This is a genomic window from Rhodococcus wratislaviensis (assembly GCF_900455735.1).
GTDB classification, from domain to species: Bacteria; Actinomycetota; Actinomycetes; order Mycobacteriales; family Mycobacteriaceae; genus Rhodococcus_F; species Rhodococcus_F wratislaviensis.
The window spans coordinates 797846-814102 of sequence record NZ_UAUI01000001.1; the positions used below are offsets into that span (position 1 = coordinate 797846).

Consider the following 16257-nt stretch of genomic DNA (forward strand, 5'->3'; position numbering starts at 1 on the left):
CACCACTTGCCTGAGACGACGGTCTGCCGCCCTCCTCTGCCTGGTGCTGTGCTCGAGTCGTCCGTCACACGTTGGTGGGAATGGCAGCGGCGGCGCTCTGGATTGCTCCGCACACGGCCGTGATCGAGGGGTGCGTCTCGCTGCCGGCGCGCAGGGCTATGGAGATGGAGCGCTTTTCCCCGGGAAGTCGATGGAGTCCTGGTGGGCGTGGGTGAGTGCGCCAGAGTAGGCCGGGTAGAAATGCGCTGGCATGGCCCGCGTGTACCAGCTGAACGTGGATCGACAGGTTGGCGGCTTCGAACTGGATGTCGGGTTCGAAACCGGCGTCACGGCACCGTGCGATGGCCCATCGGCGACCGACGCTGCCTTCGGGTTCCATCACCCAGGCGTCGTGGCGTGCGTCGGCTAGGTCCCACGAGGCGGGGTGGTTGGGACGGGCGAGATAGAGCGGGTCATCGGCCACGGGGAGGCGGATGATCTCGGCTGGCACGGGGAAGGGGTGGCCGGGGAATTGTTCGGTGATCAGCAGGTCGAGGTCCCGGGCGAGCAGAGCGGGCAGTGCGGTGCTGGGTTTGGCCTCGACGACCTCGACTCGGAGTCGCTCGTGCTGGTGTAGCGCGACCAGGGCGCCGGGCACGATCGACTCCGCGACGGTCTGGAACGCCCCGACGCGGATGGTGCCGACTGGTTGGTGTGCTGCGGCGGCGAGGTCGGACTCGGCCTGCTCGAGTTGCGCGAAGACTTTCTTCGCGTGTTCGACGAGCACCTTCGCTTGTGCGGTCAGCCGCACGTTGCGCCCCACTCGTTCGAGGAGCCGAACACCGGCCTCGGTCTCGAGCTGGCTGAGCTGCTGAGAGACCCCCGAGGGTGCGAAATGTAGGGCCTGCGCGACGGAAGCGATGGTGCCGTGCCTGTCGAGTTCATAGAGCAGGCGTAGGCGGCGGACGTCGAGCATGAGCCCTCCAACAAGTCAGTAAAAGCGAATGGTTTCGCTCAAAAACGATACCTTGTGTGAATTTTTGACCGTCACCATACTTATGACATCCCTCACAACGGTGCCGATGAAGATAGAGACTCCCCATGCCCAAAAATTCGGACCCCAGGCTCCGACGCGCGCTGCAAGCGAGCCTGTTCGGCAGCACGCTGGAGTTCTACGACTACATCATTTTCGGGCTGGCAGCCGCGTTGGTGTTCCCCAAAGTGTTCTTCCCCCACAGTTCACCGACCGCGGGGTTGCTCAGCGCATTTGCGACCTTTGCGGTAGGTTTCGTCGCCCGGCCGATCGGTGCGGTGATCGCCGGTCATTTCGGTGACCGCATCGGTCGTCGCAGAGTCCTTCTCATCACCTTGTTTGCGATGGGTGTCGCCACTGGCGGTATCGGGCTGCTTCCCACCTACGACCAGGTTGGCCTGTGGGCGCCGGCGCTGCTGGTGGTGTGTCGAATCGTGCAGGGCCTCTCCTTGGGCGGCGAGTGGAGTGGGTCGGTGCTGCTGGCTGTGGAGCAGACGTCGGGGAGCCGGCGTAAAGGTTTGTTCGGCAGCATCCCCCAGGTCGGTGATCCACTCGGACTGTTGCTCGCCAACGGCGCCTTCGCGATCGTCAAGGCCACTACGAGTGATGAGGCCTTCCTGGCGTGGGGGTGGCGTGTGCCGTTCCTGCTTGGGCTTGTCATCGTCGCCGTCGGGATGTGGCTGCGGTTGAGGGTCACCGAAACGCCCGAGTTCGAAGAGCGCATGGCCACGGTCAGCGAGCCGCTGAAGCGGCCGTTGGTGACGTTGTTGCGGGAACAGCCGCGCAACTTCGTGCTCTCGATGGGCTGCCGTCTCGGCAACGATGTCGCGTTCTACATCGTGACCGTCTTCGCCATCACCTACGTCACGCACGAAAACTTGATGGATGGCTCGGTGGTGCTCATCGCGACGATGGCTGCAGCGGGAGTCGGGGTGATCGTCACACCACTGATGGGTGTGGTCGCCGATCGGATCGGCCTGCGCAAGTTGGCGATCTGCGGGCTTCTGGCTCTCGGTGTCGGCGTGGCCGCCTACTTCCCACTACTCAATGCGGGGCAACCAGTGCTTGCTATCGCTGCCGCTGTCTTCACCAGCGGTATTGCGGCTAAGGCATTTTGGGCACCCTACGCGGGATTCATGTCCACACTGTTCCCGCCGGAGATGCGCTTCAGCGGCATGTCATTCAGTTTCCAGCTCGCCGGCATCGTGGGCGGCGGCATCGCACCCTTCGTGGCCGTGACGCTGCTCGAATTCACTGGTTCCTCGTGGGCTATCACCGTGTACGGACTGATCGCAATCGCGATCAGCCTCGCCTGCGTCGCCGCCGTCCGCCCCTATGCGCAGCAGTCTTCGGCCGATTCGACCACTCACCCAAAAGACTCACCTAACCAAAACGCTCACCCAATAGTGAAGAAGTAATCACATGACGCTGACGTTACCGGCAATTGGCGATATCACCGAGGCACGGCTGGACCGTCTGCGGGACAAGCTCGCGGAATCGAGCTACGACGCGATCGTGTGCTGCGGCTTCGAGAACATCCAGTACGCGACCGGCTACCGGAGCGCGCCCGGGGCGAACCGCCGCAGCCAGCGGATGGCCGCGATCGTCACCCCGGCCGTGGTGCTGCTGGTCGGCGGTACCGCCGAAGCAGCCCCGGCTGTGGCGGGCGGCCTCGCCCCTGATCGATACATCCCTTACGGCGCGTTCTACTTCGACTCCGTCACCGAACACCATCCCGCACTGCAGTGTGCACCGCAGCAGGCCTCGCTCGGCGCCGGCGTCGAGTACGCCGCCCGCCTGCTCCAGTCCGTGCCCCTGTCCGTGGTCGGCGTCGACGAGGACGATTGTGCCGATGAGGTGCGTAACGCACTGGTGAGCACATTGCCCGGCGCCACGTTCGCCAACGCGAGCGGGTGGCTGCAGGGTGTGCGCAGCATCAAATTGCCCGGCGAGATCGATCGATTGCGGCATGCGGCCGGATTGGCCGAAGACGGGATCACCGCGGCCATCGCCGCGGCCGCACCGGGCGTGACCGAAACCGAATTGTCCGCCATCGTCGGTCGGACGATGGCCGCCGGTGGGGCGATGCCGCGCTCGATCACCCTCACCACGGGCGAGCGTTCGGCGCTGGCCGACGAGTTCCCCACGAATACCGTTATCCGCGAGGGCGACCTGCTGCGGTTCGACGTCAGCTGCGATTACGAGGGCTACCGGTCCGATATCGGCCGGACCGCCGTGATCGGCGAGCCCACCGCGTTGCAGAGCGACCGGTACAACGCGATCTGGCGCGGTGAGGAGCGCGAGATCGAGATCTGCCGACCGGGGCTGCGGACAGCGGATCTCTTCGCCGCCGCCATCGAGGCCGTCGTGGAGTCAGACGGTAGTCGAGGAGCTGGCGCATGACGAGGGCTGTGGTGGTCTTCTCGACGCCGTCGATGTCGAGGATGCGGCCAGCGATCCGGTACAGGTCGTCGGCGTCGCGGGCGACGACGTGGACGAGAAGGTCTGTGACGCCGCTTAGTCCGTGCACTTCCACCACCTCTGCGATGCCGTCGAGCGCGGCGGCGATGGGCGTCAACTTGCGCTGCGTGACCGCAGTGAGGATGAACGCGGTCAGCGGGTAACCGAGCGCAGCCGGGTCGATACGGCGTTCGAATGGGCGAAGGACGCCCTGATTCTCAAGCCTGGCGAGCCTGGCCTGCACCGTGTTACGGGACAGCTTGGTCTTGTCGGCCAGCGCGATCACGGTGGCTCGCGGGTCCGCGTTCAATGCCTCGAGGATGCTGGCGTCGATGGAATCGATGGTGCTCCGGGTGGGCATATTGCCAACCTCCCACTGATGTGAACTCGATGATGCTGCGCAGAATGCTGAAAATCCGCGGCCGGTCTTGCCGAAAGCGTAAGCGGATGATCAACTATTCCACGTTCTGCATACAGAACTCATGTCGTACCGGCAGCCCGAACGCTGCCACCTTGCGCCCGGGTGACCGGGTGTCGGTCAAGCCGCACGCCTCCCCGGTGCTGCACGGCATCAACTACCTGCTCGGCGAGCTGGACGAAAAATACCTGACCACGCTGCGCGAATTCGGTGGGCTGCAGTCGTACCCGTCCCGGATCAAGGACCCGGACCCGGTGGACTACTCGACCGGGTCGGTGGGCATCGGTGCGACCGCCCCGATCTGGGGTGCCATCGCCCGCCGCTTCGTCGACACCCACATCGGCGGCGCCGGCACCGGTCGGCAGTACTCCCTCGTCGGCGACGCCGAACTGGACGAGGGCGCCGTGTGGGAGGCGATCCTCGATCACTCCGTCGCCGAACTCGGCGAGATCGTGTGGATCGTCGACCTGAACCGGCAGTCCCTGGACCGGGTGGTCCCCAACATCGCCGCCGGCCGCCTCGAATCCATGTTCTCCGCCGCCGGCTGGCAGGTGCTGACCGTCAAATTCGGGACCCTGCTCGAGTCGCTGTTCACCCGCCCCGGCGGGCCGGCGCTGCGCACCCGGATCCTGGACATGCCCAACCCCGAATACCAGCGGCTGCTGCGCTGTACCGCCGAGCAGCTGCGCGACCGGCTGCCCGGCGACGGCCCCGACTCGAGCGCGATCGCATCGTTGATCGCCGACCTGGACGACGCCACCCTCCTGGCCGCGATCCGCAACCTCGGTGGGCACGACCTCGACGCCCTGCGCGCGGCCTACGGGCAGATCGACGACACCCGCCCCACGGTGATCATCGCCTACACCATCAAGGGCCGCGGCCTGCCCACTCAGGGGCATCCGCAGAACCACTCGTCGCTGCTCACGGTGGAGCAGTACGAACAACTCGCCGCCGAGCTGGGGATGAACCCGAACAACCCATGGGCCCGGTTCGACCCGGACAGCACCGCCGGCCGTGTCTGCGCCGCCTCCGCCCATTGGTTGCAGCGTGAACCCATCGAGCTGACCACCCCGCCCGCCGTCCCCACCGACATCGGACGCACCCCGTCCGGGACGTCCACCACCCAGGCGGCACTGGGTCGCGCGTTGCTGGACCTGTCCCGGCAGGCACCCGAGGCCGCCAAACGGGTGGTCACCATCAGCCCCGACGTCTCCTCGACCACCAACCTGGCCGGGTGGCTCAACAAGGTCGGGGTGTGGTCACCGAACGAGCGCCGCAACTGGTTCGACGACGACGCCGAAACCATCATGCACTGGCGGGAAAAGCCCACCGGGCAACACATGGAACTCGGCATCGCCGAAACCAACCTCGTCGGACTGATGGGGGAGCTCGGTGCCACCTGGAGTCGCTGGGGTCAGCCGCTGTTCCCGATCGGGGTGATGTACGACCCGTTCGTCGAACGCGCCCTCGAACCGTGGTCGTACGGGATCTATGCCGGCGGGCAGTCCATCCTGGTCGGCACCCCGTCCGGGGTGACCCTGGCCGCGGAGGGTGGGGCGCATCAGTCGATCAAGACCCCATCGATCGGACTCGAGCAACCCGGCTGCGTCAGCTTCGAACCGGCGTTCGCGATCGACACCGAGTGGGCCCTGCTCGACAGCATCTCCCGGCTGGGGCGCCCGGACGGGTCGTCATCGTATCTGCGCCTGTCGACCCGCCCGGTCGATCAGACCCTGGCGAATGTACCGTCGGATCCGGCGGCTCGGGAGCGTCGCCGCCGGCAGGTGGTCGCAGGCGCCTACACCCTGCGGCACGCCGACAACCCGGCGGTCACGTTGGTGGGGATGGGCGCGATGATCCCCGAAACCCTCGCCGCCGCAAACCGGTTGGCCGAGCAGGGTATCGCCGCCGACGTCGTGTGCGTCACCAGCCCCGGACTACTGTTCCAGGCGGTCCAGGCCCGCCGGGGATTGGCCGACGGCCCGTCGTGGATTCTCGATCAGGTGTTCCCGGCGGAGCGGGCGGCACCGATGGTGACCGTCCTCGACGGGCACCCGCACACCCTGGCGTTCCTCACCGGCATCAACCAGGTGCGCGGGGCCGCGCTCGGGGTCAGCAAGTTCGGGCAGGTCGGCTCCCTCGACGACGTCTACCGCTACCACGGAATCGACACCGACAGCATCGTCCGCGCCGCCCTCAACCTCGCCGACTGACCCAGAGAGACACCACGAATGACTACGACACAGACCGGCACCACGGTGACGCTGCCCTCGCTCGGTGAGAACATCACCGAAGCCACCATCACCCGCTGGCTCAAAGCCCCCGGCGAGTACGTCGAGTTCGACGAACCCCTGCTCGAAGTCGCTACCGACAAGGTCGACACCGAGATCCCCTCCCCGATCGCCGGCACCCTGCTCGAAGTGCTCACACCGGAAGACGCATTAGTCGATGTCGGCGCGGCGGTGGCGGTTCTCGGTGCACGGCCGCCCGACACCGCGGGTGCGCACGCCCAGAGCAGCGCACCCAGCCCTGCGCCTGCCCCCGAATCCCCGGCAGCCCCAGCCGCGGCCGTCCAGGTCCCGGCTCCGGCGGCCCTGGCCCCGGCTACCCCGTCCGCGCCGGTACCCACTCCGCCGCCGGCACCGGAGTCCCCGGCGGCAGCGCCGCAGGCAGACAGCGGTGATCGGGTAGAGAAGCTGCCGCGCATTCGCCGCACGATCGCGCGGAGGATGATCGAGTCGCTGCAGACCTCGGCGCAACTGACCACGGTCGTCGAGGTCGATATCACCGCGATCGCCCGCCTGCGTACCCGCGAGAAGGAGGCCTTCCACACACGGACCGGGATGAAGCTGTCGTTCCTGCCGTTCTTTGTGGCGGCGGCCATGGAGGCGCTGACCGCGCACCCGGTGATCAACTCCTCGCTCGACGCCGACTGCACCGAGGTGACCTACCACGGTGCTGTGCACCTTGGCATGGCCGTCGACAGCGACAAAGGCCTGATGGTCCCTGTCATCCGCGATGCCAACGGGTTGCGGATCCCCGCACTCGCCCGGGCGATCGCCGGTGCCGCTGACAGTGTGCGCACCGGCGCCATCCGCCCCGACGACCTGTCCGGTGGCACGTTCACCATCACCAATACCGGCAGCCGTGGGGCGCTGTTCGACACCCCTATCGTCAACCAACCGCAATCAGCGATTCTCGGGATCGGAACCGTGGTCGAACGCCTCGTTCCCACCCGCGGCGAGAGCGGCGAACTGCGGATCGATGTTCGGTCGGTGGCCTACCTGTCGCTATCGTACGACCACCGCATCGTCGACGGCGCCGACGCCGCACGCTACCTGACAGCGGTCAAACGGCGACTCGAGAATGGCTTCCCAGTCGAGGACCTACAGTGACCGCCCCCTACTCGAAACTGCAGAGCGAACCGTTGAGTGGGTACGAACGGGAACTGCTCGCCTTCTCGGTCCGATGGGAACCCTACGGCGGTGGCGACGAATTCATCTTTCCGCACTTCGGAATCGGTCCGGCGCTATTCTATCGTCGGGTTCTCGATGCCCTGCGTCCCGTCCGCGACCACCAGCTCTCCCCCGACGAGCAGAAGCGGCTGCTTGATTTCTGCATACGAAAGCTCGACGCGCAGTATGGGATCGGCGGCGGAGCCGACTGCCTTGTGCAGTGCGAGAAGCAATGACGGTCACCGCTAGAGTCACCGGCTCGCCTCCCGTATCTCTCTCGCGTCCCGATTCCGAAAGTCTCTCCGGCCCGAATATCCGAGTGAAATTCCATGAACTCTCGTCAGTACCACCAGTATCGCCAGTGGCGTCAGCGGCGGCGTGCCAGGTGGATCGATGCCCACCGCCCGCGCACGCATCCCGACTACGAGGGGGCGCGCCTCATCGAGTTCGCCAGAATGTGGGCCCCCTACGGGGGCGCCACCGAGGACGAAATCCTCGTCCACTTCGGCATGACCACGCACCGGTTCACCGAGCGATTGTGGCAGCTCATCCCCGAGTCCAGCTGCACCCACGACGAGGTGCGCCTTTTGGCGAGCGCCTACCCGCGCCACCGGCGACCGCTCAGGTTCCCACCCTTTCGATATGCCCTCGGCGATCTGTCACCTGAACAACGAAGGTGAACGAGGGTGTGCGCTGGCCTCATCCAAGTCGGGGAAGGCATCAGAGCAGGAAAATTTGGTAGGAAGAGATGTGGACGGCGAAAACGACACTGACATTCTCGACTACGCGCTCCTCCGGGTACCTCTCGGGGGTCTGCACCGGAAACCGTGACGGCCGCCTCCGCCACCGACTTCAGCGAATACACTCATCGACTCCGACAGGCGGCGAGGGTTCAGTTGACACGCCTCAGCGCGGCGTCACCTCTGCAGAGCACATATACCGACTGTCCGCCATGACAGCGCTTGGTCGAGATCCCGCTGAAGCGCGGCGCACCACGTGACCAGATCTTCCTGAGATTCGTTGCGGACGAACCCCGACCGTCGAACGACATACCTCACGCGGCACAACGGTGCAGCACAAGATCAGAGGGAACCGCACAGTGAATACACCAATCGCCGATGTCATCTCGATTCGAGCCGACCAACCGTCCGAAGACCGTCCTGCCCGCCCATCACACGAACGGGTGACCGGGGCCCAAGCGGTGATCCGGACACTCGAGGAACTCGGCGTCGACTACGTCTTCGGCATCCCCGGCGGGGCGATCCTCCCCGTCTACGACCCGATGCTCGAATCCACACGCGTGCGACACATATTGGTCCGGCACGAACAGGCCGGCGGCCACGCCGCCACCGGCTACGCACAAGCCACCGGCCGGGTCGGCGTCTGCATGGCCACCTCCGGGCCCGGTGCCACCAACCTCGTCACCCCCCTCGCCGACGCCCAGATGGACTCCGTTCCCGTGGTCGCCATCACCGGACAGGTCCACTCCAACCTGGTCGGCACCGACGCGTTCCAGGAAGCCGACATCTGCGGCATCACGATGCCGATCACCAAACACAACTACCTGGTGACCAACCCGGCAGACATTCCCCGCACCATTGCCGAAGCCTTCCACATCGCCTCCACCGGTCGGCCCGGCGCCGTCCTCGTCGACATCCCGAAGGACGTCTTACAGGCACAGACCAGCTTTTCGTGGCCACCAGAGTTGAATCTGCCCGGATACCGGCCGGTGACCAAACCGCATGCCAAACAGATCCGAGCCGCCGCCGCACTCATCACGTCGTCGACCGCGCCCGTGCTGTATGTCGGCGGCGGGGTGATCAAAGCCGACGCCGCCACCGAACTCCTCGACCTCGCCGAACTCACCGGAATCCCGGTAGTGACCACCCTCATGGCCCGCGGCGCCTTCCCCGACAGCCATCCGCTGCATTACGGCATGCCCGGCATGCACGGCACCGTCGCCGCTGTCGCCGCAATGCAGAGAAGTGACCTGCTGATCGCCCTCGGCGCCCGATTCGACGACCGCGTCACCGGCCACCTCGACTCGTTCGCCCCACACGCCAAAGTCATCCACGCCGACATCGACCCCGCCGAGATCGGCAAGAACCGACACGCCGACGTCCCGATCGTCGGTGACTGCCGCCGCATCCTCACCGAACTGCTCACCACCCTGCGCCATAGGTTCGAGACCTCACCCCCACCGGACCTGACCGGCTGGCGTGAGGTCTTGGACCGGATCCGCGACCAATACCCCCTCAGCTACACCACCCCTGCGAACGGAATGCTCTCACCGCAGTTCGTCATCGAAGCCGTCGGAAAAGCAGCAGGACCGGACGCCATCTACGCGTCGGGGGTCGGTCAACACCAGATGTGGGCCGCGCACTTCGTCGGGTTCGAACAACCCCGCACCTGGCTCAACTCCGGCGGGCTGGGCACCATGGGATACGCCGTCCCCGCCGCGATCGGCGCGAAACTCGGCGCCCCCGACCGCGAAGTGTGGGCCATCGACGGCGACGGATGCTTCCAGATGACCAACCAGGAACTCGCCACCGCCGCCATCGAGGGCATCCCGATCAAGGTGGCGCTGATCAACAACGGCAACCTCGGGATGGTCAAACAACTCCAAGCCCTGTTCTACGAAGAGCGTTACTCCAGTATCGATCTGGCCACCCATTCACACCGGATCCCCGACTTCGTCGCACTCGCCGAAGCCCTCGGATGCGCCGCCCTGCGCTGCGAACGCGAAGAAGACGTCGACCGCGTCATCGCCCAGGCCAGAACCATCAACGACAGACCGGTCGTCATCGACTTCATCGTCAGCGACGACGCCCTGGTCTGGCCCATGGTCGCCGCCGGCACCAGCAACGACCACATCATGGCCGCCAAAGGAATCCGCCCCCTCTTCGACGAGGAAGACTAATCTGGGGGGATTGTCCGGGGACCTGCGCAGGCCCCATTCGAGAGCACGAAACGGATCGCGCCCGAAGGTCGAATCCCTGATCTGTGAGTTGCACCGTCGTCACCACCGACACACGAATGAACCCTGGCGAGAGGCGACGAATCGCCAAGTTCGCATGGTCGGTGTACGGGAACAACCTTCGAACAGCCTGACCCGCCCAAGGCCGAGGTCGGGAACCTACTCCTGCATCTTTCTCGACCTTGCCGTAAACCACTCGAGGTCGCCAGCAAGCGTATGTCGCACTGCGCCAACAACGGCAGCACGAGCGCAACTTTCAAAGGTGTCTGAGTCTGAACGGAAGAAGCATCGTCGGCAAACGACTCACGAGATCATGGTCAGCACAATTGTCAATCTCAACCGGGCTCAAGCAGCGATCACCGAGTACCAGGGATGTCCGTCGATATGGAGGACTCTGTGCCCCTGGCGGATTCCGGGGCGATGGGCCCGCGGTCGCCAGGGCGGCTGCGGAGCCTTGGATGGCCGTCGAGACGGCCTTGATCGCGGGGTGCGTGTCGCTGCCGACGCGGAGCGCGATCGACGTCGAGCGGGGCTCGTCGGCGAAGATCGTGAGGCTGCTCGGCATCCGGTGTGTCCGCCACAGCAGGCCGGGGAGCAACGCGTTGGCATGCCCCGCCGGCACCAGCTGAACATGGATGGAGAGGTTGGCCGCCTCGACGCGAATGTCGGTTTCGAAGCCGCTTCCCGGCACCGGGCGATGGCCTACCGTCCGCCCACGCTGCCTTCAGGTTCCATGACCCATGCGTCGTAGCGTGCGTGGCAAGGTCGAGCGAGGTGTTGTCCCCCGGCCGAGCGAGATTCAGGGGGTCGTGCCCGATCGGCAGTCGGGTCACCTCGGGTGGCACGGGGTACGGGTAGCCAGGGAACTGCTCGGTGATCAACAGGTCTGAGTCGCGAGACAGCAGCGCAGGCAGTGCGTTGCTTGGCTTCGCCTCGATAACCTCAACACGCGGTCGTTTGTGCCTCAGTATCGCCAGCGCCGGGAACGATGGATTCGGCCACGGTCTGGAATGCGCCGACCCGGATCGTGCCTACAGGCTCGTGCACGGCGGCCGCGAGGTCGGCGCCTGCCGTTCCAGCTGCCTGGCGTGCCCGACTAGCACCTGCCCCTCGGCGGTAAGCCGGACGTTGCGGCCCACTCTCTCGAGCAGTTTCACGCCGGTGGTCTCCAACCTGGCTCAGTTGCTGCGAGACGCCGGACGGGGCCAAGCGGAGTGCGTCGGCTACTGCGGCGATGGTCCTGTCCCGAGCCGCTTTAGTGCGTGCAGGAGGCACAGTCTCCGCAGGTCAAGCACTGGATCACGAATCGGAAGAAGAAGTGAAGCAATTACTTCACAATATTCACCTTGTGTGAACGATCAGGTACTCCCCATACTCGTGACATCGATCACACGACGCGAACGTCTCGCGTCGAGATTAGGGACGAAAGAGGAAAAGTGGCTACGCAATCGGACCAAAGCCAGCGCCGCGCGCTGCAAGCGAGCCTGGTGGGCAGCACGCTCGAATTCTACGATTACATCATCTTCGGCCTCGCGGCCGCGCTCGTATTCCCCCAGATCTTCTTCCCACACAGCTCTCCCGTTGCGGGCACGCTGAGTGCCTTCGCGACCTTCGCGGTCGGCTTTGTGGCACGCCCGATCGGCGCCGCCATCGCCGGTCACTTCGGCGACCGTATCGGCCGCCGCAAGGTGCTTCTCGTGACCCTGCTCGCCATGGGCGCGGCTACCGGAGGTATCGGCCTGCTGCCGACTTTCGAGCAGGTCGGCATCTGGGCGCCCACGCTGCTCGTGGTCTGTCGCATCGTCCAGGGCCTGTCGCTCGGCGGTGAGTGGAGCGGATCGGTACTACTCGCTGTCGAGCAGGAGGGGGGAGTAAGCGGAAGGGATTCTTCGGAAGCATCCCACAGGCGGGCGATCCGCTTGGCCTGCTGCTCGCCAACGGCGCATTCTGGCTTGCCAAAGCGTTCACCGACGACGAGCAGTTCATATCGTGGGGCTGGCGCGTACCGTTCCTCGGCGGCCTCGTGATCATCGCCGTCGGCATGTGGCTGCGACTGCGAATCACGGAGACCCCCGAGTTCGAGCAGCGAATGGAGACGACCGAGGCGGTCCGCACCCCACTGCTGGCGGTGCTGCGCCAGCAGCCCGTGACGTTCCTGCTCTCCATGGGCTGCCGGATCGGTAACGACGTGGCGTTCTACATTGTCACTGTCTTCGCCATCATCTATGTCAAGGAACAGAATCTCATGTCCGACTCGGTGATTCTGATGTCCACCATGTGTGCCGCCGGCCTCGCGGTCGTCACCACACCGCTCATGGGCATGCTCGCCGACCGCATCGGCGTGCGAAAGCTGGCCCTGTTCGGCCTGGTCGGACTCGCAATCGGCGTCGGAGCGTACTTCCCCCTGCTGAACACCGGCCGGCCCGGCCTTGCGATCGCCGCTGCGGTATTCACCAATGGCATTGCCGCCAAGGCAGTTTGGGCCCCATACGCCAGCCTTCTCGCCTCGCTGTTCCCGCCGGAGACCAGGTTCAGCGGCATGGCCTTCAGCTTTCAGCTGGCTGGCATCGTCGGCGGCGGCATTGCCCCGTTCGTTGCGGCCATGTTGCTCGACACGACCGGCTCGTCCACAGCCATCACGATTTACGGCCTGATCGCTGTTGGCATCAGCATCTTCTGCGTCGCGACAGTTCGCGGCTACAACCAGCCTAAGCGAAAGCCGGCAGCGGGCTCGCCAGCGCCGGTTGCCGCCGTCCATTGATTTTCCTAAACGATTGCTAAGAAAAGAGATTGGTATGACCACCGCAACAGCATCCGTCCCGACCCTCCCCCAGTTCGACGACATCACGGTCGCACGCCTGCAGCGGCTGCAGACGCAACTCGCCGAGTCCGATTTCGATGCCCTCGTGTGCTGCGGCTTCGAGAACATTCAGTACGCCACGGGCTACCGCAGCGCGCCCGGTGTCAACCGCCGGGCCCAGCGGATGGCGGCAATCGTCACGACGAACACGGTCCTGCTTGTGGGGGGCACCGCCGAATCGGCGCCCGCAATCGCCGGCGGCTTCGCTCCGGACCGCTACATCCCGTATGGCACGTTCTTTTTCGACTCGATCGTCGACGATCACCCCGCATTGCAGACGGCGCCCCAGCAGGCCTCACTCGGCTCCGCAGTGGCCTACGCCGCTCGGCTGATCTCCTCGGCAGGTGTCGTGGGAGTCGACAATGAGGATTGCTCGATCGAGGTCAGAGATGCCCTTGTGAATGCACTTCCCGGGGCATCCTTCCGCAACGCCAGCGGCTGGCTGCAGTCCGTTCGGAGCATCAAACTCCCCGGCGAGGTCGATCGACTCCGCCATGCTGCGCGACTTGCCGAGAATGGGGTCACCGCGGCGATCGAGGCGGCGAGGCCTGGGGTTACTGAGAACGAACTGGCCGCGATCGTCGCACGCACCATGTCCGAGGGGGGTGCCATCCCAAAGTTCATCACCCTCACCACCGGCGTCCGGTCGGCACTGGCGGATGAGTTCTCGACCGATGCGGTAGTTCGAGAGGGAGATCTGCTTCGCTTCGATATCGGCTGCGATTACGACGGTTACCGCTCTGATATCGGTCGCACCGCAGTCATCGGTGAGCCGACTGCCCTGCAAAGTGATCGCTATGCCGCGATCCTCGCCGGCGAGTTGCGCGAGATCGAGATCGCCGCACCGGGAGTGCCTGCGGCGCAGCTGTTCAACGAGGCCATCGAGACCGTCGAGGCGGCCGGCGTGATCAAGCCGTATCGGCGCCAGCACGCCGGGCACGGGATCGGCCAGCAGATTTACGAGGGCTTCCGGGTGGCGTCCGACGAAACCCACGTACTCGAGGTTGGGAACGTACTCTGCGTGGAGACGCCCTACTATGTGCTCGGCTGGGGCGGCATAATGGTCGAAGACACCCTGGTGATTACGGAGGACGGCTGCGAGAGCCTCACAATCAGCACCCGCGATCTGCGGGTCGTCTCGTGACCAGCCCTTACACCGGAAAAATGGCCTGTCCACGCTGCGCGGGGCTGGTCGCAGAGGAGTTCGGGGTCGGGGGCTGCCGGTCGTGTGCGGCAGACGGAGTCCCCGTGAATCTGCACACCAATTTCTTGGACTACGACCCAGTAGCGTCGGCCGATCCCAACGAGCCGGGGATCTTCCGTTGGCGCGCAGGCTATCCGATCGCACCCACTTCTCGTCCCGTCAGCCTGGGTGAGGGGAACACGCCCGCTTTCCGATCTGAGGCGCTAGCGAAACATCTCGGCGTGCGCTCGGTCATTCTCAAGGATGAGAGTCAAAACCCCACGTCGTCATACAAGGATCGCCTGGCCGCCGTCGCCATCACGAAAGCAGTCGAGATGGGGGCACGAACAGTAGTAGTTGCCTCCACCGGAAACCACGGAGCCGCTGCAGCGGCGTACGCTGCCGCGGCGGGCCTCGAGTGCGTGGTACTCGCCGCGCGCAGCGCCTCCGTACTCATGATGGAGCAGATGCGCGTCTATGGAGCGCGGGTCATTGCGCTGCCGACCATTCCGGATCGATGGACCGTGATGCGTGCGGGGATCGAGGAGTTCGGCTGGTTTCCGGTCTCCGGCTATTCCGGGCCGCCGATCGGCTCGCCACCATACGGCATCGAGGGGTACAAATCGATCGCGTTCGAACTGTTCGAGCAGCTCGGCGGTTCGCCGTCGAAGGTCATCGTGCCCACCGCGTACGGTGATGGGCTGACAGGTATCGCACGTGGCTTCGAAGAACTCCGTGCCGTCGGCCACATCGACGCCCTGCCACGCATGATCGCCGCGGAAGCCCTCGGCCCGCACGCACGGGGGATCCGCAACGACTGCGGGGACGTTGTCCCAGAGATCGAGCGGCGACCGACGCTCGCGTTCTCCGCGGGGACGCCGGTCGGGACATACCAGACGCTCGCGACGATCCGTCGGACCGAAGGGGCCGCGGCCGGACCGGTTTCCGACCGCGAAATACTTGATGCACAGGCACTCATCGCCCGTACAACTGGAATCTATGCCGAGACCACGTCGGCGATGAGCCTTGCTGTGGCTGTACAGCTGCGCGATTCTGGGGCACTCAGCGGCAAGGACCAGATCGTCCTGGTCATCACCTCGAGTGGACTGAAGTCAGCGGCCGAGACGAGTGCCCAGCGGGCTGATATCCCTGTGATTGAACCGACCATCACCGCGCTGCGGACGGTCCTGTAGGGCAGTTCCGACAACGACTAATGGCGGCAACAGACCGCATGTTCGGCCCGACCGCTGTGCATATCAGCGGCCGGGTCGAACAGGTCCTTCACCTTGAACGAGCGAAGGATCGTCCCGGGGTGACTCGCCCCAAAGCGACTCCACGGCCATGTTGAGAGCGGTCTGCGATAAACGCCAGCGCCGCAGCCCACACCTCGTGCTGGTCGTCGAGCAGCACGATCCTCAACGCTGATCCTTGGGTAGTCGAACAAGAACAGGACAAGGACCATCTTGATCTTAAACCGTCATAGATGCGCATTGACGCAACTAAGTACGGCCGCTAACACATACGCGACTGCGCGACAGACGCTTTGGAATTTCGCTGTCGAGCGATCGGACCGCGCTCCGGGGTGTCACCGCGCCGCGACGGGGGAACGACGAGCGGGAGCCTTGACCATCACCACCACTTCCTTCACGCTTGATGGTCGTCCTCATGCGGACGGTCACTCACCTCCCACGCGTGGCGTTAGATTCGGTTGCCGCAACGTGAGCCGGGGGATCTGCAGCCAACGCGTGCCCCGGCATCCGATGTGGGTCAGCACTTCATGCGTCCGAGGCTACGGCGGGAAGCAGGACGATGAGGCCCGGCGTGACGGTTCTCGGTGACGCTCGCCGACGGTGCCGTTTTCGGGGAACAGCTGCTCACCTGACCGTTCGATG

At 65.2% G+C, this 16257-nt stretch carries 13 protein-coding genes and 1 pseudogene; 12 read left to right on the forward strand and 2 right to left on the reverse strand.

The window, feature by feature from the left end; translation table 11 throughout:
- Positions 1–64 precede the first annotated feature (64 nt).
- The gene (locus DTA22_RS03620; RefSeq protein WP_037240299.1) at positions 65–955 is read right to left on the reverse strand and encodes a LysR family transcriptional regulator; all 891 of its coding nucleotides are present in this window, start codon (positions 953–955) and stop codon (positions 65–67) included.
- Positions 956–1080: 125 nt separating this feature from the next.
- Between DTA22_RS03620 and DTA22_RS03625 the strand changes: the two genes are divergently transcribed.
- Complete coding sequence (locus tag DTA22_RS03625) at positions 1081–2430, forward strand: MFS transporter (protein WP_112298513.1); 1350 nt, start codon at positions 1081–1083, stop codon at positions 2428–2430.
- A gap of 4 nt (positions 2431–2434) precedes the next feature.
- Positions 2435–3415: a M24 family metallopeptidase gene (locus tag DTA22_RS36630; RefSeq protein WP_112298514.1), complete on the forward strand. Its 981-nt coding sequence runs from the start codon at positions 2435–2437 to the stop codon at positions 3413–3415.
- Here the strand turns inward: DTA22_RS36630 and DTA22_RS03635 are convergent.
- Positions 3381–3833 (reverse strand): annotated as a pseudogene (locus tag DTA22_RS03635) (Lrp/AsnC family transcriptional regulator); the annotation flags it as partial. The gene DTA22_RS36630 and the pseudogene DTA22_RS03635 overlap by 35 nt on opposite strands.
- Before the next feature lie 86 nt (positions 3834–3919).
- On the opposite strand from DTA22_RS03635, the gene DTA22_RS03640 reads away from it, so the two are divergent.
- From DTA22_RS03640 to DTA22_RS03680, 10 genes are all read left to right on the forward strand, one after another.
- On the forward strand, positions 3920–6103 hold the full coding sequence (locus DTA22_RS03640) for a transketolase-like TK C-terminal-containing protein (protein ID WP_255309398.1): 2184 nt from the start codon (positions 3920–3922) through the stop codon (positions 6101–6103).
- An 18-nt stretch (positions 6104–6121) separates the two neighbouring features.
- Entirely contained in the window at positions 6122–7285 is a 1164-nt protein-coding gene (locus tag DTA22_RS03645; RefSeq protein ID WP_037240314.1) for a 2-oxo acid dehydrogenase subunit E2, read from the forward strand.
- A complete protein-coding gene (locus tag DTA22_RS03650) occupies positions 7282–7581 on the forward strand; it encodes a hypothetical protein (protein WP_112298516.1) in 300 nt (99 codons plus the stop codon). The genes DTA22_RS03645 and DTA22_RS03650 overlap by 4 nt, the downstream gene beginning before the upstream one ends.
- Before the next feature lie 93 nt (positions 7582–7674).
- Positions 7675–8025, forward strand: a complete 351-nt coding sequence (locus DTA22_RS03655; protein WP_245973487.1) for a hypothetical protein — start codon at positions 7675–7677, stop codon at positions 8023–8025.
- A gap of 443 nt (positions 8026–8468) precedes the next feature.
- Positions 8469–10265, forward strand: coding sequence for an acetolactate synthase large subunit (locus tag DTA22_RS03660; RefSeq protein WP_245973534.1), 1797 nt, complete (start codon positions 8469–8471; stop codon positions 10263–10265).
- A gap of 515 nt (positions 10266–10780) precedes the next feature.
- Positions 10781–10951, forward strand: coding sequence for a hypothetical protein (locus tag DTA22_RS36015; RefSeq protein ID WP_160118488.1), 171 nt, complete (start codon positions 10781–10783; stop codon positions 10949–10951).
- A gap of 807 nt (positions 10952–11758) precedes the next feature.
- Positions 11759–12349 (forward strand): MFS transporter, encoded by a 591-nt coding sequence (locus tag DTA22_RS03665; RefSeq protein WP_160118489.1) that lies wholly within the window; start codon positions 11759–11761, stop codon positions 12347–12349.
- Entirely contained in the window at positions 12346–13083 is a 738-nt protein-coding gene (locus DTA22_RS03670; RefSeq protein ID WP_112298519.1) for an MFS transporter, read from the forward strand. The genes DTA22_RS03665 and DTA22_RS03670 overlap by 4 nt, the downstream gene beginning before the upstream one ends.
- Positions 13084–13117: 34 nt before the next feature.
- The gene (locus tag DTA22_RS03675) at positions 13118–14326 is read left to right on the forward strand and encodes a M24 family metallopeptidase (protein WP_112298520.1); all 1209 of its coding nucleotides are present in this window, start codon (positions 13118–13120) and stop codon (positions 14324–14326) included.
- Positions 14327–14430: 104 nt separating this feature from the next.
- Complete coding sequence (locus DTA22_RS03680; RefSeq protein ID WP_245973486.1) at positions 14431–15558, forward strand: pyridoxal-phosphate dependent enzyme; 1128 nt, start codon at positions 14431–14433, stop codon at positions 15556–15558.
- Positions 15559–16257: the final 699 nt, after the last annotated feature.

Coding starts and splice junctions, on each gene's coding strand:
- DTA22_RS03620 (WP_037240299.1), bottom strand. CDS start 955: ATGCTCGACGTCCGCCGCCTACGCCTGCTCTATGAACTCGACAGGCAC.
- DTA22_RS03625 (WP_112298513.1), top strand. CDS start 1,081: ATGCCCAAAAATTCGGACCCCAGGCTCCGACGCGCGCTGCAAGCGAGC.
- DTA22_RS36630 (WP_112298514.1), top strand. CDS start 2,435: ATGACGCTGACGTTACCGGCAATTGGCGATATCACCGAGGCACGGCTG.
- DTA22_RS03640 (WP_255309398.1), top strand. CDS start 3,920: ATGATCAACTATTCCACGTTCTGCATACAGAACTCATGTCGTACCGGC.
- DTA22_RS03645 (WP_037240314.1), top strand. CDS start 6,122: ATGACTACGACACAGACCGGCACCACGGTGACGCTGCCCTCGCTCGGT.
- DTA22_RS03655 (WP_245973487.1), top strand. CDS start 7,675: ATGAACTCTCGTCAGTACCACCAGTATCGCCAGTGGCGTCAGCGGCGG.
- DTA22_RS36015 (WP_160118488.1), top strand. CDS start 10,781: ATGGCCGTCGAGACGGCCTTGATCGCGGGGTGCGTGTCGCTGCCGACG.
- DTA22_RS03675 (WP_112298520.1), top strand. CDS start 13,118: ATGACCACCGCAACAGCATCCGTCCCGACCCTCCCCCAGTTCGACGAC.